The 21,755-nt window shown below is 73.2% G+C and carries 17 protein-coding genes; 9 read left to right on the forward strand and 8 right to left on the reverse strand.

Annotated features, from left to right (window positions below; translation table 11 throughout):
- The first annotated feature begins 40 nt into the window (after nucleotides 1-40).
- Both EV284_RS19750 and EV284_RS19755 read left to right on the forward strand, forming a co-directional pair.
- Nucleotides 41-1,600 (forward strand): NAD(P)/FAD-dependent oxidoreductase, encoded by a 1,560-nt coding sequence (locus tag EV284_RS19750; RefSeq protein ID WP_130335916.1) that lies wholly within the window; start codon nucleotides 41-43, stop codon nucleotides 1,598-1,600.
- 56 nt (nucleotides 1,601-1,656) lie between these two features.
- The gene (locus tag EV284_RS19755; protein ID WP_130335918.1) at nucleotides 1,657-3,150 is read left to right on the forward strand and encodes an acyl-CoA synthetase; all 1,494 of its coding nucleotides are present in this window, start codon (nucleotides 1,657-1,659) and stop codon (nucleotides 3,148-3,150) included.
- Here EV284_RS19755 and paaK read toward each other — a convergent pair.
- A complete protein-coding gene (gene paaK / locus EV284_RS19760) occupies nucleotides 3,147-4,442 on the reverse strand; it encodes a phenylacetate--CoA ligase PaaK (protein ID WP_130335920.1) in 1,296 nt (431 codons plus the stop codon). The two genes, EV284_RS19755 and paaK, sit on opposite strands and share 4 nt — an antisense overlap.
- Nucleotides 4,443-4,691: 249 nt before the next feature.
- Between paaK and EV284_RS19765 the strand changes: the two genes are divergently transcribed.
- The 3 genes from EV284_RS19765 (at nucleotide 4,692) to EV284_RS19775 (ending at nucleotide 6,570) form a co-directional block, all read left to right on the forward strand.
- The gene (locus EV284_RS19765) at nucleotides 4,692-4,934 is read left to right on the forward strand and encodes a DUF397 domain-containing protein (RefSeq protein ID WP_130335922.1); all 243 of its coding nucleotides are present in this window, start codon (nucleotides 4,692-4,694) and stop codon (nucleotides 4,932-4,934) included.
- A gap of 164 nt (nucleotides 4,935-5,098) precedes the next feature.
- Nucleotides 5,099-6,001: a universal stress protein gene (locus EV284_RS19770; protein WP_130335924.1), complete on the forward strand. Its 903-nt coding sequence runs from the start codon at nucleotides 5,099-5,101 to the stop codon at nucleotides 5,999-6,001.
- Between the two features lie 71 nt (nucleotides 6,002-6,072).
- Nucleotides 6,073-6,570, forward strand: coding sequence for a hypothetical protein (locus tag EV284_RS19775; RefSeq protein WP_086695114.1), 498 nt, complete (start codon nucleotides 6,073-6,075; stop codon nucleotides 6,568-6,570).
- A gap of 13 nt (nucleotides 6,571-6,583) precedes the next feature.
- On the opposite strand, the gene EV284_RS19780 is transcribed toward EV284_RS19775, so the two are convergent.
- Together EV284_RS19780 and EV284_RS19785 are read right to left on the reverse strand one after the other, a co-directional pair.
- Nucleotides 6,584-8,551, reverse strand: coding sequence for a peptidoglycan recognition family protein (locus EV284_RS19780; protein WP_130335926.1), 1,968 nt, complete (start codon nucleotides 8,549-8,551; stop codon nucleotides 6,584-6,586).
- Nucleotides 8,552-8,815: 264 nt separating this feature from the next.
- A complete protein-coding gene (locus EV284_RS19785; RefSeq protein WP_130335927.1) occupies nucleotides 8,816-9,952 on the reverse strand; it encodes an aminoglycoside phosphotransferase family protein in 1,137 nt (378 codons plus the stop codon).
- 261 nt (nucleotides 9,953-10,213) lie between these two features.
- Between EV284_RS19785 and EV284_RS19790 the strand changes: the two genes are divergently transcribed.
- The gene (locus EV284_RS19790; RefSeq protein WP_130335929.1) at nucleotides 10,214-11,707 is read left to right on the forward strand and encodes a hypothetical protein; all 1,494 of its coding nucleotides are present in this window, start codon (nucleotides 10,214-10,216) and stop codon (nucleotides 11,705-11,707) included.
- Between the two features lie 12 nt (nucleotides 11,708-11,719).
- Here EV284_RS19790 and EV284_RS19795 read toward each other — a convergent pair whose 3' ends face one another.
- The 3 genes from EV284_RS19795 to EV284_RS19805 all read right to left on the reverse strand — a co-directional run bounded on the left by EV284_RS19795 (nucleotide 11,720) and on the right by EV284_RS19805 (nucleotide 15,354).
- Entirely contained in the window at nucleotides 11,720-12,766 is a 1,047-nt protein-coding gene (locus tag EV284_RS19795) for a SpoIIE family protein phosphatase (RefSeq protein ID WP_242625738.1), read from the reverse strand.
- A gap of 269 nt (nucleotides 12,767-13,035) precedes the next feature.
- Complete coding sequence (locus tag EV284_RS19800) at nucleotides 13,036-13,560, reverse strand: DUF4232 domain-containing protein (protein WP_130335933.1); 525 nt, start codon at nucleotides 13,558-13,560, stop codon at nucleotides 13,036-13,038.
- A gap of 120 nt (nucleotides 13,561-13,680) precedes the next feature.
- A complete protein-coding gene (locus EV284_RS19805) occupies nucleotides 13,681-15,354 on the reverse strand; it encodes an alpha/beta hydrolase (RefSeq protein WP_130335935.1) in 1,674 nt (557 codons plus the stop codon).
- Between the two features lie 310 nt (nucleotides 15,355-15,664).
- Between EV284_RS19805 and EV284_RS19810 the strand changes: the two genes are divergently transcribed.
- The 3 genes from EV284_RS19810 to EV284_RS19820 all read left to right on the forward strand — a co-directional run bounded on the left by EV284_RS19810 (nucleotide 15,665) and on the right by EV284_RS19820 (nucleotide 18,304).
- Complete coding sequence (locus EV284_RS19810) at nucleotides 15,665-16,438, forward strand: chaplin (protein ID WP_130335937.1); 774 nt, start codon at nucleotides 15,665-15,667, stop codon at nucleotides 16,436-16,438.
- Between the two features lie 172 nt (nucleotides 16,439-16,610).
- Nucleotides 16,611-17,465 (forward strand): GNAT family N-acetyltransferase, encoded by an 855-nt coding sequence (locus EV284_RS19815; protein ID WP_130335939.1) that lies wholly within the window; start codon nucleotides 16,611-16,613, stop codon nucleotides 17,463-17,465.
- 62 nt (nucleotides 17,466-17,527) lie between these two features.
- A complete protein-coding gene (locus EV284_RS19820) occupies nucleotides 17,528-18,304 on the forward strand; it encodes a GNAT family N-acetyltransferase (protein ID WP_130335941.1) in 777 nt (258 codons plus the stop codon).
- An 8-nt stretch (nucleotides 18,305-18,312) separates the two neighbouring features.
- Here EV284_RS19820 and EV284_RS19825 read toward each other — a convergent pair whose 3' ends face one another.
- Together EV284_RS19825 and EV284_RS19830 are read right to left on the reverse strand one after the other, a co-directional pair.
- Complete coding sequence (locus EV284_RS19825) at nucleotides 18,313-18,579, reverse strand: GlsB/YeaQ/YmgE family stress response membrane protein (RefSeq protein ID WP_130335943.1); 267 nt, start codon at nucleotides 18,577-18,579, stop codon at nucleotides 18,313-18,315.
- 143 nt (nucleotides 18,580-18,722) lie between these two features.
- Complete coding sequence (locus EV284_RS19830; protein ID WP_130336492.1) at nucleotides 18,723-21,446, reverse strand: sugar-binding domain-containing protein; 2,724 nt, start codon at nucleotides 21,444-21,446, stop codon at nucleotides 18,723-18,725.
- Between the last annotated feature and the right edge of the window lie 309 nt (nucleotides 21,447-21,755).

The following is a 21,755-nucleotide window of genomic DNA, read 5'->3' on the forward strand; positions in this document are numbered from 1 at the left end:
ACCCCCTACCCGGCGAAGATCAACCGTGCTACCAAGAACCATGCCTGCACACGAGGGAACCCGGACGTACGACGCCGTCATCGTCGGCGGGGGACACAACGGCCTGGTCGCGGCCTCCTATCTGGCCCGCGCCGGTCGCTCGGTGCTGCTGCTGGAGCGGCTCGGGCACACCGGGGGCGCGGCGGTGTCCAGCAGGCCGTTCGCCGGGGTGGACGCCCGGCTCTCGCGGTACTCGTATCTCGTCAGCCTGCTGCCGGACAAGATCGTCCGAGAGCTCGGGCTGGACTTCCGGGTGCGGGGGCGGACCATCTCCTCCTACACCCCCGTCGAGCGCGGCGGCCGCGCCACCGGACTGCTCGTCGGCGGCGGAGAGGAGCGCACCCGGCGGGCCTTCGAGGAACTGACCGGCGGCGAGCGGGAGTTCACCGCCTGGCAGCGTTTCTACGGCATGACCGGCGAGGTCGCCCGGCGGGTCTTCCCCACCCTCACCGAACCGCTGCCCACCCGCGCCGCACTGCGCGCCCGCGTCGGTGACGAGGACGCCTGGCGGGCCCTGTTCGAGGAGCCGATCGGGGTCACCGTCGAGGAGAACTTCCGCGACGACCTGGTCCGGGGTGTCGTCCTCACCGACGCGCTGATCGGCACCTTCGCCGACGCCCACGACCCCTCCCTCGCCCAGAACCGCTGCTTCCTCTACCACGTCATCGGCGGCGGCACCGGCGCCTGGGACGTCCCCGTCGGCGGCATGGGCGCCCTCACCGACGCCCTCGCGGACGCGGCCCGCGCGGCCGGAGCCGAGATCGTCACCGGGCACGAGGCCGTCCGCATCGACACCGACGGCCGCACCGCCGAGGTCACCTACCGCACCGCCGACGGCGAGGGCGTCGCCGCCGCCCGGCACGTCCTGGTCAACGCCTCCCCGCGCGAACTCGCCGCGCTCACCGGCGACCCGGCGCCCGAGCCCGCCGAGGGCGCCCAGCTCAAGGTGAACATGCTGCTCAAGCGGCTGCCCCGGCTCAAGGACAGCTCCGTCGACCCGCGCGAGGCGTTCGCCGGGACCTTCCACATCGCCGAGGGCTACCAGCAGCTCGCCACCGCCCACGCCCAGGCGGCCGCCGGTGAACTCCCCGCCGCCCCGCCCTCGGAGATCTACTGCCACTCCCTGACCGACCCCACCATCCTCGGCCCCTATCTCGCCGGGCGCGGCTACCAGACCCTCACCCTCTTCGGCCTGCACACCCCCGCCCGCCTCTTCGCCCACGACAACGACGCCGTACGCGAGGAACTGCTGAAGTCCACCCTGGCCCAGCTCGACACCCACCTCGCCGAACCCCTCGCGGACTGCCTCGCCACCGACGCCGACGGCCGCCCCTGCATCGAGGCGAAGACCCCGCTCGACCTCGACCGCGACCTCGGCCTGCCCGGCGGCAACATCTTCCACCGGCCCCTCACCTGGCCCTACGCCGAGGAGGACACCGGCCGCTGGGGCGTGGAGACCCGGCACGCCAACGTCCTGCTGTGCGGGGCGGGCGCGGTGCGCGGCGGCGGGGTCAGCGGGGTGCCGGGGCACAACGCGGCGATGGCCGTCCTGGGGGAGTGACCCCGGCCGCCGAGGATCTTGACCTCGCCGCCCGCCCGGCCCGAGGATCGGCTCTCATGACACAGGGACACGGCAGCACCGTCGACGGGGTGCTGCGCCGCAGCGCCCGCCGCACCCCGGCACGCGTGGCGCTGAGGTACGGCGACCGCACCTGGACCTACGCGGAACTGGACGACGCCGTCTCCCGCGCCGCCGCCTGGCTGCTGGCCCGGGGCCTGGACAAGGGCGACCGGGTCGCCGCCTACGGCCACAACTCCGACGCCTACCTCATCGCCTTCCTCGGCTGCGCCCGCGCGGGCCTCGTCCACGTCCCGGTCAACCAGAACCTCACCGGCGCCGATCTCGCCTACCTGCTCGACCAGTCCGGCAGCGCCCTCACCCTCACCGACCCGGCCCTCGCCGGCCGGCTCCCGGGCGGCACCCGTGCCCTCCCGCTGCGCGACACCGAGGACTCCCTGCTCGCGGGGCTGGCCGCCGCCGAGCCGTACGACGGGCCCGAGCCGCGCACCGAGGACCTCGTCCAGCTGCTCTACACCTCCGGCACCACCGCGCTGCCCAAGGGCGCGATGATGACCCACCGGGCGCTCGTCCACGAGTACCTGAGCGCGATCACCGCACTCGACCTGAGCGCGGGCGACCTGCCGGTGCACGCGCTGCCGCTCTACCACTCGGCGCAGATGCACGTCTTCCTGCTGCCGTACCTGGCGGTCGGCGCGACCAGCACGATCCTCGACGCCCCCGACGGTGACCGCCTCCTCGACCTGGTCGAAGCGGGCCGCTGTGACAGCCTCTTCGCCCCGCCCACCGTGTGGATCGCGCTCGCGGGCCGCCCCGACTTCGCCGACCGCGACCTGAGCGGCCTGCGCAAGGCGTACTACGGCGCCTCGATCATGCCGGTGCCCGTCCTGGAGAAGCTGCGCGAACGGCTGCCCAAGCTCGCCTTCTACAACTGCTTCGGACAGAGCGAGATCGGCCCGCTCGCCACCGTGCTCGCCCCGAACGAGCACAAGGGCCGCCTCGACTCCTGCGGCCGCACCGTGCTGTTCGTCGACGCCCGCGTGGTCGACGAGGAGGGCACGGAGGTGCCCGACGGCACCCCCGGTGAGATCGTCTACCGCTCACCCCAGCTCTGCGAGGGCTACTGGGACAAGCCGGAGGAGACCGCCGACGCCTTCCGCGGCGGCTGGTTCCACTCCGGCGACCTCGCGGTCCGTGACGCCGACGGCTACTTCAGCATCGTCGACCGGGTGAAGGACGTCATCAACTCCGGCGGCGTCCTGGTCGCCTCCCGCCAGGTCGAGGACGCCCTCTACACCCATGACGCCGTCGCCGAGGCCGCCGTGATCGGGCTGCCGGACGAGCGCTGGATCGAAGCCGTCACCGCCGTCGTCGTGACCCGTGGCGACGTCACCGAGGACGCGCTGATCGCCCACGTCCGCGAGCAGCTCCCGGCCTTCAAGGCACCCAAGCGCGTGCACTTCGTGCCCGGACTCCCGCGCAACGCCAGCGGCAAGATCCTCAAGCGGGAACTGCGCGACCAACTCGGCTAGCTGGGGCGGAGGTCCACGATGCGGCGGATCTTGCCCACCGAGCGTTCCAGTGACTCCGGCTCCACGATCTCCACGGACACCGACACCCCGATGCCGTCCTTCGCCGCCGCCGCGATCGACCGGGCCGCCGCCTCCCGCACCTCCGGCGTGGCACCGGCACGCGCCTCCGCCCGTACGGTGAGCGCGTCCATGCGCCCCTCCCGCGTCAGCCGGAGCTGGAAGTGCGGCGCCACACCGGGGGTGCGCAGCACGATCTCCTCGATCTGGGTGGGGAACAGATTGACCCCGCGCAGGATCACCATGTCGTCGCTGCGTCCGGTGATCTTCTCCATCCGCCGGAACACCCGCGCCGTACCCGGCAGCAGCCGGGTCAGGTCCCGTGTGCGGTAGCGGACGATCGGCATCGCCTCCTTGGTCAGCGAGGTGAACACCAGCTCGCCCCGCTCGCCCTCCGGCAGCACCTCACCCGTGACCGGGTCCACCACCTCCGGATAGAAGTGGTCCTCCCACACGTGCAGACCGTCCTTGGTCTCCACGCACTCCTGCGCCACGCCCGGACCGATCACCTCCGAAAGCCCGTAGATGTCCACGGCGTCGATGGCGAACCGCTCCTCGATCTCCCGCCGCATGCTCTCCGTCCACGGCTCCGCCCCGAACACCCCCACCCGCAGCGAGGTGGAGCGCGGGTCCACGCCCTGCCGCTCGAACTCGTCCAGCAGCGTCAGCATGTACGAGGGGGTGACCATGATGACGCCGGGCCCGAGATCCTGGATCAGCCGCACCTGCCGGGAGGTCATGCCCCCGGACGCCGGCACCACCGTGCACCCCAGCCGCTCGGCGCCATAGTGTGCGCCCAGTCCGCCGGTGAACAGTCCATAGCCGTAGGCCACATGGACGATGTCCCCGGGCCGGCCGCCCGCCGCCCGGATCGAGCGGGCCACCATGTCCGCCCACACCGAAAGGTCGTTGTCGGTGTAGCCCACCACTGTGGGCAGCCCCGTCGTCCCGCTGGACGCGTGCAGCCGCCGCACCCGCTCGCGGGGCACCGCGAACATGCCGTAGGGGTAGTTCGCCCGCAGGTCCGCCTTGGTGGTGAAGGGGAAGTGCGCGAGGTCCGCCAGCGAGCGGCAGTCCTCAGGGCGGACCCCCGCCTTGTCGAAGGACTCCCGGTAGAACGGCACATGGGCGTAGGCGTGCCGCAGCGAGGCGCGCAGTCGTTCCAGCTGGAGTGCCCGCAGTTCCTCGGGCCCGAGCCGCTCGCCCGCGTCCAGCAGGTCCGTCTCCTCCGCCATCGGGTCATCCCTTCGCACATGACACGCATCACGACACGCAATACGGACGACCGATCATTCGGTCGATCTTGCCGAGGCCAGTAATTCAGGCCATCGGGCCCCGGGCAAGAGGCGGGCCGGGATTTTTCCGCGCGCGACCCGGCTCCCGCGTACACCCACCCGCCACAAGGTCCCCCTCACGTGGCCTGTGCGGCGTCCTGGCCGGTCGCTAGGCTGAACCGCGGACGACGTAATGGGAGGAGCACGGACGTGGCCGAGAGCACCATCCAGCAGCAGTCGCTCACGGGCTGGGACAAGCCGGACCTCGATCTCACCGGGGCCGAGTGGCAGTCCAGCAGCGGGGGCCGGGGCGATGTCCAGATCGCCTTCGTCGAGGGCTTCGTCGCCATGCGCAACAGCCGGCGCCCCGAGAGCCCCTCCCTGATCTTCACCCCCGCCGAGTGGGGCGCCTTCGTCCTGGGGGCCCGCGAGGGCGAGTTCGACCTCACCTGACGCGACCGGGCGGAGCCGGGCCGGAGCCGACCGGGGGTGTTCCGGCCGCGATTGCCCAACACGCGCCCCGCGGCGCCGCCACCCGGCCGCCGCCTGAGCGAGGCTGGCCCCGACAAGAGGCCCGCCCCGGCACGGGGAGGCCGCGTCCCGGGAGGTGAGGAACGATGAGCGCAGTGCCGGTCATCGCCGCGGTCGACGGTTCCGAGGACAGCCTGCGCGCCCTCGACTGGGCCCTGGAGGCCGCCCGCCGCCGCGTCGCACCGCTGCGCTTGGTGCACGTCCGCCAGTACGCGGCCTGGGGCCAGGCCGACATCCTCGTCGCCGGCCCGCCCGACGACAGCGGCGACCCCGTCCTGGACGAGGTCCGCGACCGGCTCGCCGGCCTGCCCGACCTGCCCACCGTGGAGTACGTCGCCGTGGAGGGCGTGCCCGGCGCGGTCCTGCCCGAACTCGGCGCCGACGCCCAGTTGCTGGTCCTCGGCTCGCGCGGCCGGGGCGGCTTCGCCAGCCTGCTGCTCGGCTCCAACTCCGTCGCCGCCGCCCGCGACACCCCCTGCCCGGTGGTCGTCGTCCCCCGCCCCGGCCGCGAGGTGCACGCGGAGCCCCCGGCCGGAGCCGGACGCCGGGTCGTCGTGGGGCTCCACGTCGACAGCCCCGACGACGGCGTCCTCGGCTTCGCCTTCGCCGAGGCGTCGCTGCTCGGCGCACGCCTCCAGGTGATCGCGGCCTACCCCTGGCCCGTACAGACCTGGTCCGCCCCCGGCCAGCTCGTCCCGCCGCCCATCGACCAGGTCGCCGTGGAGAGCGAGACCCGTGCCCTCGCCGAGGGTTTCCTCGACCCGCTGCGGGCCCAGTACCCCGGCGTCGACGCGGAGGCCGAGGCGCTGCCCGGCGACGCCGCCGGACACCTGGTCGCCCTCTCGGCCGGCGCCGACCTGGTCGTCGTCGGCCGACACCGGCGCCGGCTGCTCGCGCCCGCCCGCATGCTCGGCTCGGTCACCCAGGCCGTCCTGCTGCACGCGGCGAGCCCCGTCGCGGTCGTGCCCTCCAGCCCCGTCGAGGAATGAGCCCGCACGGGGGCGTGCCGGGAGGGCTCCCGCACGCCGCCGGGCCCCTCCGGGCACGTACCATTGGCGGCATGTCGTTCCTCCGCCGCCGCAGCGCCACTCCCGCCGGACCAGACTTCGACGTGCTGGCCATGGACCCCGGCGACTGGCCCGGCAACCTCGGCGCGGGCCTGCTGCCCGCCCCCGACGGAAGCTGCCAGGGCGTCTTCCTGCGCTACGACCTGTTCGGCGGCCGCGGCCCCGCCATGATCATCGGCAACCTCCCCGAGGGCTCCCCGGCCCGCGAGACCGCCGAGGGCGAGATCCCCTTCGAGGTCGCCCAGCTCCTGCTCGCGCTGGACAACGAGGAGGAGGTCACCGTCGTCGGCTCTGAGGACACCCCCGTCCTCCAGGGCGACAACCTGCTGATCGTCCGCCGCCTCAAGCTCTCCGAGGGCCGGATCTCCTGCGTGCAGTTCGACCGCAGCGACGGCGTCCTGGTGACCATCGCCGCCTGGGACCGCCCCATCACCGACGACCTGTACGCCCTGCTGAAGCCGCTCCCGGCGGAGCTGTTCCAGCAGGGCTGAGGTCCCGGTCCGCCTAGCGGCGGGCGGCCGCCAGGTCCACGTCCGCCGCGCGGACGAAGCCGACCCGGTGGCCGTACTGGATCTCGTAGTACAGGTCCTTGCCGGTGACCACCCGGTGCGAGTCCTCGGTGAAGGTGACCGCGTAGTAGTACTCGCCCGGCATCCGGTCACCGACGACGTACTTCTGCCCGGCCGGGATCGTGTACGGCAGCGGCACCACCGACTGCGCCGGGACGCCCGCCGGGTACGCCTCCTTCTCCGGATAGGCGCGGCCGTACACCGGGACGCTCGCCAGACCCGCCTTCGGGGTGATCGTGACCCCGGACGCGGAGACGGCGGTGGCCTCACGGTGCGGATTCAGGAACCACGCCTTCTGCCCCAGGTACCAGATCGCCGTCCAGTCGCCCCAGCGGTCCGCGACCGCGTACTGCTGGCCGGTGGAGACACGTGAGGACAGGTCGTTGACGCCGTCGGTCGGGGCGGTGCCCAGGCCGATGTCCTTGATCAGGGGCGCGTGCACATCGTGGTCGGAGTAGAGCCGTACCTCGCCGGAACCGTGTGCCGGGCACGGCTCGCCCTTGGCCGTGCAGCCCGTGTAGACCGGCTGGTTGGCCGCGTAGTCCGGCAGGATCGTCACCAGGCCGGAACGGCTGGTGCCGGTGCGCTTGAAGGGGTGGCCGAGCAACTGGAAGTAGTGCGCCCAGTCCCAGTACGGGCCCGGATCGGTGTGCATGCCGGGAATCGTGGACGCGGTCGGGCCGGGCACGTTCTCGTGGCCCAGGATGTGCTGCCGGTCCAGCGGCACGCCGTACGCACGGGACAGGTACTTCACCAGCCGGGCCGAGGAGCGGTACATGGCCTCCGTGTACCAGGCGTCCGGGGCGGTGAGGAAACCCTCGTGCTCGATGCCCACGGAGCGGGCGTTCACATCCCAGTTCCCGGCGTGCCAGGCGACGTCCTTCGCCTTCACATGCTGGGCGATCAGACCGTCGGTCGAGCGGATGGTGTAGTTCCAGGAGACATAGGTCGGGTCCTGGATCAGGTTCATCACCCCGTCCCAGCCGCCCTCGGTGTCATGGATGACGATGTACTTCACCCGCTGGGCGGCCGGGCGCAGGCCCAGGTCGTGGTTGCCGTAGTCGTCGTCCCCGAACTCCTCGTACGGCGCCGGCACCGACACACAGGACACCGACCTCGGGCACTCGACGTCACCGGCCGGCGCGGTGCGCAGCCCTGCCCGCTGCAACTGAGCCGTGTCCGGCTCGAGTTGCGGGCTCGCCTTCAGCTCCACCCGCTGGCCGGCGTCGGTGGTGCGCTGCTCGCCGGTGCGCAGAACGTCGTACACGTCGTTCGCGTACGCGGCGGCGGTCGCGGTGTCCTCGGCGGCGGAGAAGCGGGCCACCGCGCCGTACCAGGCGGCCGGGTCGGCGCTGAGGGGCTCGCCCAGTTCGCGCTGCGCGGCCGCCAGCAGTGCGGCGCCGCCGGCGATGTTGGCCGCCGGGTCGGTCCGCAGCTCGGCCGCCGGACGGCCCGTCAGCTCCGCCGCACGGCGCAGCGTGGTCAGCCGGTCGGGCAGCTCGGAGGAGGAGGGCGCCTCGGCCCTGGGGTGCGGCGCGGGACGGGCGTCGTCGCCGCGGGCGTCCTCCGTACCCTCCGCGTGGTGCTCCGTCGCGGCCAGCGCGGTAGGCGCGTCGGTCAGGTGCATGGGGCCGTAGCCGCCGCTGACGCTGGGCGCACCGGCGTGCGCGTCCCAGCGGGACTGGAGGTAGGACACGGCCAGCAGGAGGCTCTGCGGTACGCGGTACTCGGCGGCCGCACTGCCGAACGCGCGCTGGAGCCCCCCGTCCGGGGGAGCGGTGGGCGCGGCCGGGGCCGCGCCGAGCAGCGGCAGCACCAGGGCGGCCGTGGCGAGCGTTCCGGCGGTCCGCTTCAGGCGTCTGACACCGGGTGCGGACGACGGGTCGGGGGCGAATCCTCGCAATGCGGCCTCCTGTGACGGGCGGGGCGTGGCGGGGCGGGCGGCGCCGAGCTGGGTCAGTGGTACCGGCTTGCCGACGATCCGTCAATGATGCCTTCGGGAAGATGATTTCCCACGTCACAAAGGGTTTCGGGCGAGTTTCGCGCTGACGGGGCGCGGGCCTGCGGGGCGTCAGTGGCCTATACCACTGACCTGCCGCCCCACAGGCCCGGCACCGGGAACCGCGGTGCGCCGCCGCTCGGGCGCACCGCGGTGTTCTGGGCCCCGCTACCGGGTGCCGACCGCCGCGCGCACGGCCCGGCGGGCCATGTGGCAGTCGTCGTGCAGCCGCCGCAGGAGCAGGCGCTGTTCCTCACCGGAGGGGGTCACGCCCGAGGCGCCCGGGGCCGGGGGAGTGCCGTGCATCGAGCGCTGTACGGCGGTCTCGTACGCCCGGATCTCGCGGGTCAGCACCAGCATCAGGTTGACCAGGAAGGCGTCGCGGGAGGCCGGGCCGCCCGACTGGGCGAGCTGGCTGATCTGACGGCGCGCCTCCGGGGCGTCCCCGAGGACCAGCCAGAGGGTGGCCAGGTCGTATCCCGGCAGGTACCAGCCCGCGTGCTCCCAGTCGACCAGCACCGGGCCGGCCGGGGACATCAGGATGTTGGAGAGCAGCGCGTCGCCATGGCAGAACTGGCCCATGCCCTGGCGGCCTGCCGCGTGCGCGATGCCGTGCAGCAGCTTCTGGAGGTCGCCCAGGTCGCGGTCGGTGAGCAGGCCCAGCTCGTGGTAGCGGGCGAGGCGGTCCGCGTAGTCCAGTGGTGCGCCGAAGGTGCCCGCCGGGGGCCGCCAGCCGTTCAGCCGGCAGATCGCGCCGAGCGCGGCCCTGATGTCCGCGCGCGGGGGCGCCTCCAGCGGGTGGCGGCGGTGCGAGGCCACCCGGCCGGGCATCCGCTCGATCACCAGCGTGCAGTTGTCCGGGTCGGCCGCGATCAGCCGCGGCACGCGCACCGGCGGACGGTGCCGGACGAAGGAGCGGTAGGCAGCTATTTCGTGCCGGACCCGCTCCGCCGCCGTAGGTGTGTGGTCGAGCAGGCACTTGGCCACCGCCGTGCTGCGGCCGGTCGTCCCCACGAAGGTGACGGACCGGGGGCTGCGGCGGAGTACCTGCACCGGGGCGAACTCCGGGCAGATCCGCTGCACCGAGGCGATGGCGGTGCGGAGCTGGGCGCCCTGCGGGCCGGACAGGTCCAGCCTGCCGCTGAGCGGCTGGGAGCCGGGCTGCCCGGGAATGCGTGGTGCCCGGCCCACGCCCAGGAGGGGAGCTCCGGGTCGCGCCGCCGGGTCCAGATACGGTCCGCCGCCCACGGGGCGGGGACGTGGTGGCCGGGGCGGGGCGGACACGGAGGACGATGCTGCGTACATGGGAGATACAGATCCCTTCGTGTGCCTGCTGTGCCTGCCTGTGCGTCGCTTGTCACGAGCTGCGCGCCCACCCGGCCCGGTCCTCCCAGGCACACCCTGGGGAGTGCCCCTGGGAGGACCGGGCCGGGGTGGCGCTTTCCTACCTGACACCCGGCGTCCACTGGCACACCATCTGGCGCACCCTGGCGAACCCTGGCGAATAGTCGCCCGGCAACTTGCACGGGGCTACTGTCAACTCAGCCGAGAACCTGGGGGCTTGACGTGAGCGGACAACCCAACACCCGCTTTGCGGACCTGTTCGGCATGGCCGGCTGGTCCAAGGGCGAACTCGCGCGGCTGGTCAACCGGCAGGCGGCGGCCATGGGCCACCCCCAACTGTCGACGGACACCTCGCGGGTAAGGCGTTGGATCGACATGGGAGAGATCCCGCGCGATCCGGTGCCGAGGGTGCTGGCGGCCCTGTTCACCGAGCGTCTCGGCCGTGTCGTGACCATGGAGGACCTCGGTCTGGTGCGGCACGGGCGTGCGGGAAGACGGCAGGGCGACGGGAAGAGCGAAGATCCCGACGGCGTGCTGTGGGCGCCCGAACGAACCGCCGCGGTCCTCACCGAATTCACGGGAATGGACCTCATGCTCAACCGACGCGGCTTGGTGGGCGCGGGTGCCGCGCTCGCCGCGGGAGCCACACTCAGCAGCGCCATGCACGACTGGTTGCACACCGACCCCACGCTCCGGGCCGACGCCCCCGTCCTCGACAACCCACTGCACGCGGAACCCGCCGGGTTCGACCGCTACGAGGCCGCACCCATCGGCTCCCAGGAGGTCGAGGAACTGGAGGGATCGGTCCAGGTGTTCCGGGCCTGGGACGCCGCCCGTGGCGGCGGCCTCCAGCGCAAGGCGGTCGTGGGCCAGCTCAACGAGGTGGGCGGCATGCTCGCCTACCACCATCCACCCCAGCTCCAGCGGCGCCTGTGGGGCGTCGCCGCCAACCTCGCGGTCCTGGCGGGCTGGATGTCCCACGACGTGGGTCTGGAGCCCACGGCGCAGAAGTACTTCGTCATCGCCACGCACGCCGCGCACGAGGGCGGCGACCGACCCCGGGCCGGCGAGGCGCTGTCGCGAGCGGCCCGCCAGATGGTGCATCTGGGCCGTCCGGACGACGCCATGGACCTGATGAAGCTGGCCCAGTCCGGCGCGGGGGAGGAGCTGCAGCCCAGAACCAAGGCCATGTTCCACACCATCGAGGCGTGGGCGCAGGCCGCGATGGGCCGGGGGCAGGCGATGCGCCGCACCCTCGGCCAGGCCGAGGACCTGTTCGTCTCCGACCGCCAGGAAACCCGGCAGCCGGACTGGATGCAGACCTTCAAGGACGAGGATCTGTACGGCATGCAGGCCCTCGCCTACCGCACGCTCGCCGAGCACGACCCGAGCGCGGCCGTGCACGCCCAGCACTACGCCCAGAAGGCGCTGGCCCTCAGGACGGACGGGCGGGAGCGGTCGAAGATCTTCGACCATCTCTCCATGGCATCGGCCTGCTTCATCGCGGACGACCCCGAACAGGCGGACCGGTACGCCCGGCTGGCGCTGATGGCGATGGGGGCCAACTCCTCCCGCCGCACCTGGGACCGGCTGCGCGAGATGTACCGGCTCACCGCCGAGTACGCGAGCTATCCGAAGGTCGGTGAACTGCGCGAGGAGATCAGGCAGGCCCTGCCCAAGCCCCGGAGCCGCGACACCGGTACGGCACCGGCGTAGAAGAGGTCCGCGCTACCCGGAGACCCTGGCCACGAGGAGACAGGCGTCGCCGTGCTGCCCCGCGGCCGGCTCCCCGGCCAGCAACCGCACGCACTCCCGCGCGGTACGGGCCGTACGCAGTCGTGGGCCGAGACCGAGCAGGCGTGCCACGTCCGGCTCGCTCAGCCGCTCGGTGTGCAGCACGATCACGTCGTGCGGCCGCAGGGTCAGTTCGGCCTGCCCGTAGGGGGAGCCCGCACCCGGTGGCGGGTCGTCCGGTGCGGTGAGCCGGCGCCCCGCCCCGTCGCGGAACAGCAGCGGGACGGGGCGCCCGGACCCGGCCCAGGTGAAGTTACGGTTCTGCGGCTCATAACGGCAGCAGACCGCATGGCGTAAGGAGGTGGTGGTCTTCAACTGATCGAGTATGGCCAGTAGCTGCGCGGGCGGGATGCCCGCCAGAGCCAGGCCGTGCACGGCGCCGAGCAGAGTGGCGGGGTCCGGGCCGGTGAGGTCACCGAGGCTCAACAGGGTTGTTCCGCCTGGTAGTTCCAGCACGTCCCACCAGCCGGCCGCCGCCGTGAGGGGCGGTGCGCCGGCCGTGTGGTGTGCCGCGAGGTCGAGCCCCGGCGGGGCCTGAAGCGGAGGCCGGCGAGCGGGAGGTTCCGGGGTCGTGCTCGACGACCGTCCGCGCGGCGCGAGTTCGCTCACGTCCCGGATCAGGGCCCACATGGAGACCGCGTCGCCGTCCGTGCCCAGCACCGGCTCGCCTCTCATGTGCACGGTCCGTACCGAGTCGTCGGGGCGCCGCACGCGGAACTCGCCGTCGATCGGCCGGGCGTCCACCAGGCAGCCGGTCACCATGGCGGTGAGGCGGGGCCGGTCCTCCTCGTGGACCAGCGCCGGGAGCTCGTCGAGGGTGAGCGCGGGCACGGACGGGTCCAGGCCCAGGATGCGGTACAGCTCCACCGACCAGTCGGCCTCGTCGGTGAGCAGGCCCCACTCCGCGCGGCCGACCCGGCCGGACGGCACGCCCTCGGGATGCCCGGCGGGCGGGCGGTCCGCGGAGACTGAGGGCTGCATGACGCACTCCGAGGGGACGGTAGGGCCAGGGGGAACGGAGGGAGCGCTACGACTGTGGCACAGCCCGCGATGCCTCGTAAGGGATTTGGCAACACACGATACGAGGGTGCGTCTGGCATATGCCAGAGTCTTCCGGGAGTGGTTCGCGTGGTCCCCGAGGCTAAGCGCCGCGCCGGCCAAGTCGTAGTCGGCGTACGGGTATTGACCCATGCGCGTGGACCCCGGCGCGGTGCTCGGCCGTGCGTTCGCCGCTCACCTGTTCCCCTGTGTCAGCCGAGTCCGATCGCCTTGTCGGCCTTCGCGCGGGTCGGCTGCCACCACGTCGTCACCGGCTCCCACACGCGGACCTGCCGGCCGGTGCCGAGGTGGGCGGCCGAGAAGTCACGGCCGTACTGGGAGGCCGAGGCCGACACCCCGATCGAGGGGGAGCGCCGGGCCTCCGGGTCGGAGGGATCGCCGATGGTGCGTACCGCCCCGTAGGCCGTCCCGCCGGCGGCCAGCCGGTAGGTGCCCCGGCCGCCCTCGGGCGTCGGCAGCGCGGCGCCGTCCAGCTCACCGAAGGTGATCGTCGGGACCCGGTCCACGAGACACGCGCGCGAGCCGGAGTTGGTCACGGAGAAGCGGACGACGGTCGTCCTCCCCTTCACCGCCTTGGCGTGGATGTCGAGTGCCTTCGCGGCGCACCGGGCGGGCGCGGCCTGGGCCTGCGGGGCCGCCTGGCCGGGTGCGGCGGCCAGCAGCAGGGCGGCGGAGGCGGCCAGGACGGGCACGGTGTGGACGGTACGGATACGCATGAAGGGGTCCCCCTTGTCACGATCGGGTCCGGTCGGCGGGCTGGGGCAGCGCCTACCCGGTGTGACGCCGGGCATGGCACCCCGGTTGCGGCGTCACCCCGCGTCCAGGGGTCCCGGAGTTCACGGGTCCGTCGACAAGGTCGAGCTCCACGCCTTCCCGTCGGCCGGGCACGAGCTGCGGTCGGGCGGCAGCGTGCCGTACATCAGGAAGTCGTCGACCTTGCGGTGCACGCACTTGGAGGAGGCGTAACCGGTGTGCCCGTCGCCCTTGTTGTCGAGCACCACGGCCGAGGACCCCAGCCGCCGTGCCGTCTCCTCGGCCCAGCGGTAGGGCGTCGCCGGGTCGCCGCGCGTGCCGACCAGCAGCATCCGCGGGGACGGCACGTTCTTCACCGAGTCCCTGATGTAGTCGGTGCCCTTCGGGCGGCCGTAACACATCAGCAACTGGGTGAGGCGGTAGCGGCCGAACACCGGGGACGCGGCGACGTAGGAGGCCCGCAGGTCGGTGAGGTCCTTGGTGAGCTGGGCGGCGGTGGGCCGGTCCGGGTCGTCCGCGCAGTTGACCGCCATCAGCGCGGCCGTGAGGTTGTCGATCGGCACCTGCCCCGGATCGGTCAGGCCGCCGTCGTTCTTCGCGGCCCCGTCCGCGTCGCCGGACCCGCTCGCCCGCGTCGGGAGCCCGAAGCCGCCCGAGGAGAAGCTGAGCACCCGGCGCGCGTCCCCGTCCTCCACCAGCGTGGCGAGCGCCCGCTCCAGGGACGGCCACAGCTCCTTGCTGTACAGACCCTGCCCGATGGCGCCCACCAGGTCCTGCCCGGAGAGGCTGCCGCCGAAGTCGGTCGGAACGGGGTTCGCGTCCAGCGAGCGCACGAGCTGGACGACCTGGTCGTCGGCCGCCCGGCGGTCCTGGCCGAACGGACAGCCCATGTCCGTCACGCACCAGTCCAGGAATCCCTCCAGGGCCGTCTGCTGCCCCTGGGCGCCCGCGGCCCCTTGCTCGGACAGCGGTTCGGTCAGCGTGTCGACCCCGTCCAGGACCATCCGGCCGACCTTGTGCGGGAACTGCGCCGCGTACACCGCGCCGAGCCGGGTGCCGTAGGAGAAGCCCAGGTAGTCCAGCTTCTTCTGGCCGAGGGCCTGGCGGATGACGTCCATGTCGCGGGCCGCGTTCACGGTGCCTATGTGCTCGAGCACCGGCCCGGAGTGCTTGGCGCACAGCTCCGCGGACTGCCGGAGCAAGGTCATGAGCTGCTGCGGACTGCTGACCTCGACACCGGCGCCCGAACCGGACGAGTCCGACGAGTCCGACGGAGGTTCCTCGCCGACGCCGCAGCTCACCGGGGAGGAGCGGCCGACCCCGCGCGGGTCGAAGGAGACCACGTCGGAGCCGTTGGTGAGGTCCATGAACTCCTTGCCGCCTGCCGCGAGCTGGTTCACACCCGAGGCGCCGGGCCCGCCGAAGTTCAGGAGCACCGCGCGATGTCCGGAGCCGGTCGCGCGGTAGCGGGCCAGCGCCAGATCGAGGGTGCCCGCCCCGGGGTGCGCGTAGTCGAGGGGGACGGTCACCTTGCCGCACTGGAGATCCCTCGGCATGTCCGGGCCCGCGCAGCGGCCCCAGGCGACCTTCTGTTCGTAGAAGCGGGCCATGCCGGGCCGGTCGGCCTCGCCGGACCGGGAACCGGCGGCCACCGCGGCGGGCAGGCTCGCGGCGACCAGCGCCAGGGCGAGCACACCCGCACCCGCGCCGCGCCGTACGGCGGACCGTCTGGACTGCTGCTTCACCTTGGCCGGCATCGCTCGCCTCCCAGGGCGCCACCGCCCTGAACAGGGGCGGCGCCGTCCTCACCATAAGCGCGCCCCGCACCGGTCGCCTCCCGGCCGTGCGGGCGTCACCTCCGGACCGGCGCCGAGGGTGCCACCTACGCCGGCCGGGTGAGGGGTCCACCTATCCGCGTGGCCGACGCGACAGGGGATTGACGTGCGGCTCGAACGACCGTGCCCCCCGAACGGGTGAAAGCCGCACAGGCCATAACCCGAACGGTTTGTGCGCGTTCTATGTGGTGCGGGTGGCTGCCCGCTACGACTTCTGGAAGGCAGGGAACCTATGAAACGGGCTACCCGAAACGGTGTGATCGGCGTCGCCGCCGCCTCCGGTGCGATGGCCATGGCCATGCCCGTCTCCGCCGCTTTCGCGGCTGGTGGTGCCACCGCCGACGGCGCCGCTGTCGGCTCGCCCGGTGTGCTCTCCGGCAACACCGTCCAGGCCCCGGTCAGCGTCCCGCTGAACGCGTGCGGCAACAGCGTCGACGTGGTCGGGCTCCTCAACCCGGCCTTCGGCAACTCCTGCGCGAACACCGGCTCCGACAACGGCGGCGGCGCGGTGAGCGGCGGCGGCTCCGGCAGCAAGGCCGGGGGCAGCGGTACCGGTGGCAGCAAGGCCGGCGGCACCAGGGCCGGCGGCACCAGGGCCGGCAACGTGGGGGGTGGCGGCGCCACGGCGCACAGCGTCACCCAGGGCTCGCCCGGCGTGCTCTCCGGCAACGGCATCCAGCTGCCGGTCGACATCCCGGTGAACGCCTGCGGCAACAGCGTGGACGTCGTCGGCGCCCTCAACCCGGCCTTCGGCAACCACTGCGAGAACCACTCCGAGGCGCCGACCCCGCCGCCCGTGGCGCCGCCCAAGCACCAGCCGCCCGCCCCGCCGAAGCACCAGCCTCCGGCGCCGCCGAAGACCGTGGTGCCGCCCGCTCACGTGACGCCGCCCAGCCTGGCGCACACCGGAGCGGACTTCGCCGCCCCGGCGCTGGCCGGAAGCGCGGCCTTCCTGGTGGCGGGCGCGGCCCTGTACCGGCGCTACCGCCCGGGCAGCATGGTCTGATCCCGCTCCACCGCACGGCCCCACCGACACCGCACCACTCGGTGGGGCCTTTGTCGTGCCTGCGCCCGGTACGGGCGTGCCCCGCGCGGTCCCGGCGTGACGCGGGACCGCCCGATCGGGAAGGATGCGGCGCGAGCGACCCCCCGACACCCCCCGGAAACGGAGCGCGGCGATGACGTCACCGGCCAACCAGGAGTTCACCGTCACGCAGGCCACCCTGGACGACTGGCCGGTGATCAGTGGCTGGGCGGCGGCCGAAGGCTGGAATCCGGGGCTCTCCGACGGCCCCGCCTTCTTCGCCCAGGACCCCGAGGGCTTCTTCCTCGGCCGTATCGACGGCGAGCCGGTGTCCGCGATCTCCGTCGTCAACTACGGCACGGAGTACGCCTTCCTCGGCTGCTACCTCGTCCGCCCCGACCTGCGCGGCCACGGCTACGGCCTCACCACCTGGAAGACCGCGCTGGCCCACGCGGGGGAGCGCACCGTCGGCCTGGACGGCGTCGTCGACCAGCAGGACAACTACCGTCGCTCCGGCTTCGAACTCGCCCACCGCACCGCCCGCTACACCGGCCCCGCCCCGGCGGCCGAGCCGCCCACCGGAGTCCGCCACGCCCAGCCCGGCGACCTCGACGCCATCACCCGCTACGACAGCGCCTGCACCCCGGCCGACCGCCCCCGCTTCCTCGCCGAGTGGCTCACCGCCCCCGGCCACCACGCCTACGTACGCCACGACGGCGAGCACCTCACCGGCTACGGCGTGATCCGCCCCGGCGCGGACTGCCTGCGCGTCGGTCCCCTCTTCGCCGACACGCCCGAGGACGCGCGCGCCCTGTTCGCGGCCCTCACCGCCGACCATGCCGGCCGGCAGATCGCCATCGACGTACCCGAGCCGAACAAGGCGGGCGTCGAGATGGCCCTCGCGGCGGGGCTCACCCCTTCCTTCGAGACCGCCCGCATGTACACCGGCCCGGTCCGCGAACACGCCGCCGAGCGGGTTTTCGGCATCACCACGCTCGAACTCGGCTGATCGCGGGGCGGGTTCGGGATAATCCCGTTGCCCGGTGCCGGCCCGGATGCTGGACTGACCGCATGGACCACGCCGCGGTACTCGCCCGCTACGACCTCGAAGAGCGGCGGAACGCCCGCCCCGACGCGCCCGGCGCCCGGATCGAACGGGCGGGTGCCGTGGTGCGCCAGGTGGCGGGCGGGCGGGGCTGGAACGGCGTCGTCTGGTCCGCCCTCGACGCGGCCGGAGCCGACCGCGCGATCGCGGAGCAGATCGGGTACTTCACGGACCTGGGCCGGTCCTTCGAGTGGAAGCTCTACGGCCACGACGGGCCGGCGGATCTGGGCGAGCGCCTGATCGCGGCGGGCTTCCGGGCCGAGGAGCCCGAGACACTGATGGTCGGCGAGATCGCGGACCTGACGCTGGAGGAACGGCTCCCGGACGGCGTCCGCCTGCTCCGGGCCGCCGACGCGGCCGGCGTCGACCTCGTGGTGGCGGTGCACCAACGGGTGTTCGGCACCGATGGCACCGCCCTGCGCGACCATCTGCTGGCCCGGCTCGCGGCCGACCCCGGTACGGTCCTCGCCGTGGTCGCGCTGGCCGGGGACGAGCCGGTGGCCTCCGCCCGGCTGGAGCTGGTGCCGGGCGGAGACTTCGCCGGACTCTGGGGCGGCGGCACCGTCGCGGAGTGGCGGGGCCGGGGCCTGTACCGCGCCCTGGTCGCCCACCGCGCCCGCGTCGCCGCCGCCCGTGGCTGCCGTCATGTCCAGGTGGACGCCTCCGCCATGAGCCGCCCCGTCCTGGAGCGCCTCGGGCTGCACGCCCTGACCACGACGACGCCGTATGCGTACGAGAGGTGACCCGGGGGTCAGTGGCGGCGGCCCACCGTCCGGTCCAGCGCGGCGATGCCGACCGCGGCCAGCGCGATCTGGATCAGCCACTCGATCCAGTCCGGCCCGTCGGTGTCCGCGACACCCAGGGCCGCCGCGATGGCCGTCCCCAGCAGGGCGGCCACGATGCCGACGAGGATGGTGACGATCACGCCGATGTGCTGGCGTCCCGGCACGACCAGCCGCCCGAGCACACCGATCACGATGCCGATGATGACGGCGCTGATGAGTCCTGAAATCTCCATGTCCACCCCTACTGGTCTCGGCCCCTGCTGCTCTGCCATGTGCCCCCTGCGGACGGAGTCACTCCACGCCGGCGCCGCCCCCGGGAAGTCCCACCCGGAGCGTGCCCGCGGCGGTGGCGGTCGATGCGGCCGGAGGCGGGATCTCAGGCGGCGGGGACCGTCCGTTCCAGGGTGTTCCAGCCGGACACCCGCACCCGGGGTGCCGAGCCGCGCAGGTCCGCCGTTCGGTAGGTGGCGGTGAGTGTCACCGACTCGCCCGGCCAGAGGCCGGCCTGGTTGTCCGACCAGCGCACCGGCAGCACCGGCCGGCCCTCGGCGTCGACCATACGGACGTCCGTCAGCAGGGAGGGTGTCCGGCCGCCGCCGGTACGGCGCAGGGTCACCGTCGTGGTGGACAGCGCGCCCGAGGAGCGGGTGGCTGCGGTGGCCGACACCGGCACCCGCGCCATGGCGGTGAGGCCCCTCAGGTCGGCGTAGGCCGTCGTCGGGGTGTAATACCAGTCGCTGTGCGCCCAGTCGAGGGTGTCGGGGCGGGTGGACAGCCAGTACACGTTCCGGCTCACCTCCCGGCCGTCGGGGCCGGTCACCACCAGACGCAGCAGGTGGGAACGGGAGGTGCCGCCGAGCCTCTCGGGCAGCGTGAACGCGGTGCCGTGCGCGCCGTCGCCGGGGACCCGCAGCCCGGTCAGGGTGCGGTCGTGGCGCGGGGTGCCGTCCGGGTCGAAGAGGGTGGCCCGCACGGTGAGGCCTGTGGCGGGGGAGTGGCGGTCGTTGACGACGACCACCGAGCGGTCGTCGTAGGAGTACTGGACGTGCAGTGGCTCGCCCGCCTTCTTGGCACCGAAGTAGGCGCCGTTCTGGTCGAGATAGCGGTCGATGAGCTGCCAGTGCAGCGAGGTCCAGCCGCTGTTCAGCATCCAGTGCACGATCCCGGTGGCCGGCTGGGCGGCGTCGTGCGCGTTGCGGCGGTACGCCTCGAACTCGGCGCGGACGTTCTCGTACTGGGCGAGCTGCGCCTTGCGCACGTAGTCGGTCAGGCCTGCGGGGGCGCCGTAGCGGGCGGTGAGGGCGTCGTCGTAGAGCTTGAGGGTGGAGAAGACCGCCGACGGGGAGCGGTGGTACTGCCTGGCCGCCGGGGTCTTCCACAGAGTGTCCAGCTCCGCGGGGGTCATCATCCGGCGCAGGGTGTCCAGGGTGGGGATGCTGGGGCCCGCGCTGGTCTCGGAGTTGAAGCCGGTCGCCCCGCCCTCGCGCTTGGCGTACCAGTAGGCGGGCGGTACCCAGTCGTAGGGGCCGCTCATCTTCATGCCTGAACGGCCCAGCCGGGGCGAGGAGTTGTCGGAGGCGGCCGGGACGACGGGGGTGGGCCAGTCGGCGGCGTTCAGCGCGTCCAGGTAGTTCTTCTCGATGGCGGCGTCCGGTGCCGCGTCGCTCCCGATCAGGAAGGAGATGACGCTCGGGTGGGTGCGCAGCCGGGCCGCCTCGGCGGCCATGGACGCCTTCGCCACCGCGTGGTCGTCCGCGTCCCACTTCTCCCCGGACCCGTCCTCGTTGACCTGGCCCTCCCACTTGTCGCAGCACTCCCAGCCCGGCAGCGTGAGCACGCCGAGCCGGTCGGCCAGGTCGAAGAACTCGTCCGGCTCGATGTGCCCTTCCAGGCGGACCGTGTTCAGCCCGAGGTCGAGGACGTACCGCAGCCGGTCCTCCGCGTAGCTGCGGTCCCAGCGCAGGAACTGGTCCGGCGACCAGCCGGCGCCCCGGATCAGCAGCGGGCGTCCGTTGATCCGGTACTGGCGGGCGCCGTCCTTGTTCAGGGGTGCCCGGACGTCACGGATGCCGAAGGTCTCGTGCGTGGTGTCCGAGACGGCACCGGCGACGGAGGCGGTGAGCCTGAGGTCGTACAGCGGCTGGCCGCCCATTCCCGCGGGCCACCACACGCGCGGGGACCGCAGGCGCAGGCCGGGGACGTCGGCGGGGGAGAAGGCGACGGTACGCGACTCGTGTGCGGCGAGGGGGACCCGGCGGACCAGCGTGGTCCCGGCGGCGCTGCCGGTGACCAGGGCGGTGACCGGGCGGCCGGTGTCGTTGCGCACCCGTGCCTTCACGGTCAGGTCGGCGCTGTCCAGCGACGGTACGGCCAGGTCGGTCACCACGTGGGCGTCGCCCAGCGCGACCGGCCCGCCGCGCCGGACCAGCACGTCCCGGACCAGGCCCATGTTCTGGTCCGGGGGCGGCTGGAGCCAGTCGAGCCAGCCCATGCTGAGGTCCCGGTTCGGATCATTGGGCCGGACCCGGAAGGCGACCGTGTTCCGGCCGGGCCGCACCAGTTCGGTGATGTCCAGCTCGTGCCGCGTGTACGCGCCCTCGACCTGCGTGTCCGTGGCCACCCGGTGGCCGTTGACGTGCACCTCGGCGGCCGGGACGACCCCGCTGAAGTCGAGCCGGGTGCGCCGGGAGGTGTCGTCCACGGTGAAGTCGGAGCGGTACCACCAGGGCACCTTGAAGTCGGCCTTCGGGATCTTGCTCAGATTGGTCGAGCGGAACGGGTCCGGGTAGCGGCCCTCGGCCAGCAGGGCGGCGAGGACCGTGGAGCGGGGGCCGGCGTTGTGCCACCCGCGCGCCGGGTAGCCGGGGGAGGAGACGGTGGCCGCCGAGTCGCTCACCTTCGCCGTGGACTGGAGCGCGAAGGAGGCCAGCGGGCTGACCGAGACCGCCGTGTCCGGGACGCGGGTCGCCGCGGGGGCCGGAAGCGGGGCCGGGGCGCGGTCCTTGGGGTCCGCCCAGGCGGTGGCGGTGAGGGTGCCGATCAGGCCGAGGAACGCGGCTGCCGTGGCGAGGCGGCGGCCGGGGGCGGGGCGAGCGGACAGGGCGGTCTCCAGCCTCGTGAGGTCACGGAACGCTATGGCCCGGCTCAAGGTAGAAAGCACCGCGAACCGTGTCAAAGACCTCCGGCCGGGACGCGCCGCCCGCGCGCACGAGGAGGCCGGTCCGCTCCGGCGGGCCGGCCTCGCGTCCTTCGTTGTCGGTGGGAGTCTGCGTACGGTCCTCCTTCCGTCGAACCGAGCGGACTCGACCGCGTCCGGTGGGCCTGCGGTGGAGTGCCGCGTATCGCGTATCCGTCTATTCTGCGCCTTTTATTCCCATATGTGTAGGGGGGTTCGCGCAATACTTCGACC

It is taken from the genome of Streptomyces sp. BK022, from assembly GCF_004217355.1.
Taxonomy (GTDB): domain Bacteria; phylum Actinomycetota; class Actinomycetes; order Streptomycetales; family Streptomycetaceae; genus Streptomyces; species Streptomyces griseoluteus.

Coding starts and splice junctions, on each gene's coding strand:
- EV284_RS19750 (WP_130335916.1), top strand. CDS start 41: ATGCCTGCACACGAGGGAACCCGGACGTACGACGCCGTCATCGTCGGC.
- EV284_RS19755 (WP_130335918.1), top strand. CDS start 1,657: ATGACACAGGGACACGGCAGCACCGTCGACGGGGTGCTGCGCCGCAGC.
- paaK (WP_130335920.1), bottom strand. CDS start 4,442: ATGGCGGAGGAGACGGACCTGCTGGACGCGGGCGAGCGGCTCGGGCCC.
- EV284_RS19770 (WP_130335924.1), top strand. CDS start 5,099: ATGAGCGCAGTGCCGGTCATCGCCGCGGTCGACGGTTCCGAGGACAGC.
- EV284_RS19775 (WP_086695114.1), top strand. CDS start 6,073: ATGTCGTTCCTCCGCCGCCGCAGCGCCACTCCCGCCGGACCAGACTTC.
- EV284_RS19785 (WP_130335927.1), bottom strand. CDS start 9,952: ATGTACGCAGCATCGTCCTCCGTGTCCGCCCCGCCCCGGCCACCACGT.
- EV284_RS19795 (WP_242625738.1), bottom strand. CDS start 12,766: ATGCAGCCCTCAGTCTCCGCGGACCGCCCGCCCGCCGGGCATCCCGAG.
- EV284_RS19800 (WP_130335933.1), bottom strand. CDS start 13,560: ATGCGTATCCGTACCGTCCACACCGTGCCCGTCCTGGCCGCCTCCGCC.
- EV284_RS19805 (WP_130335935.1), bottom strand. CDS start 15,354: ATGCCGGCCAAGGTGAAGCAGCAGTCCAGACGGTCCGCCGTACGGCGC.
- EV284_RS19810 (WP_130335937.1), top strand. CDS start 15,665: ATGAAACGGGCTACCCGAAACGGTGTGATCGGCGTCGCCGCCGCCTCC.
- EV284_RS19815 (WP_130335939.1), top strand. CDS start 16,611: ATGACGTCACCGGCCAACCAGGAGTTCACCGTCACGCAGGCCACCCTG.
- EV284_RS19820 (WP_130335941.1), top strand. CDS start 17,528: ATGGACCACGCCGCGGTACTCGCCCGCTACGACCTCGAAGAGCGGCGG.
- EV284_RS19825 (WP_130335943.1), bottom strand. CDS start 18,579: ATGGAGATTTCAGGACTCATCAGCGCCGTCATCATCGGCATCGTGATC.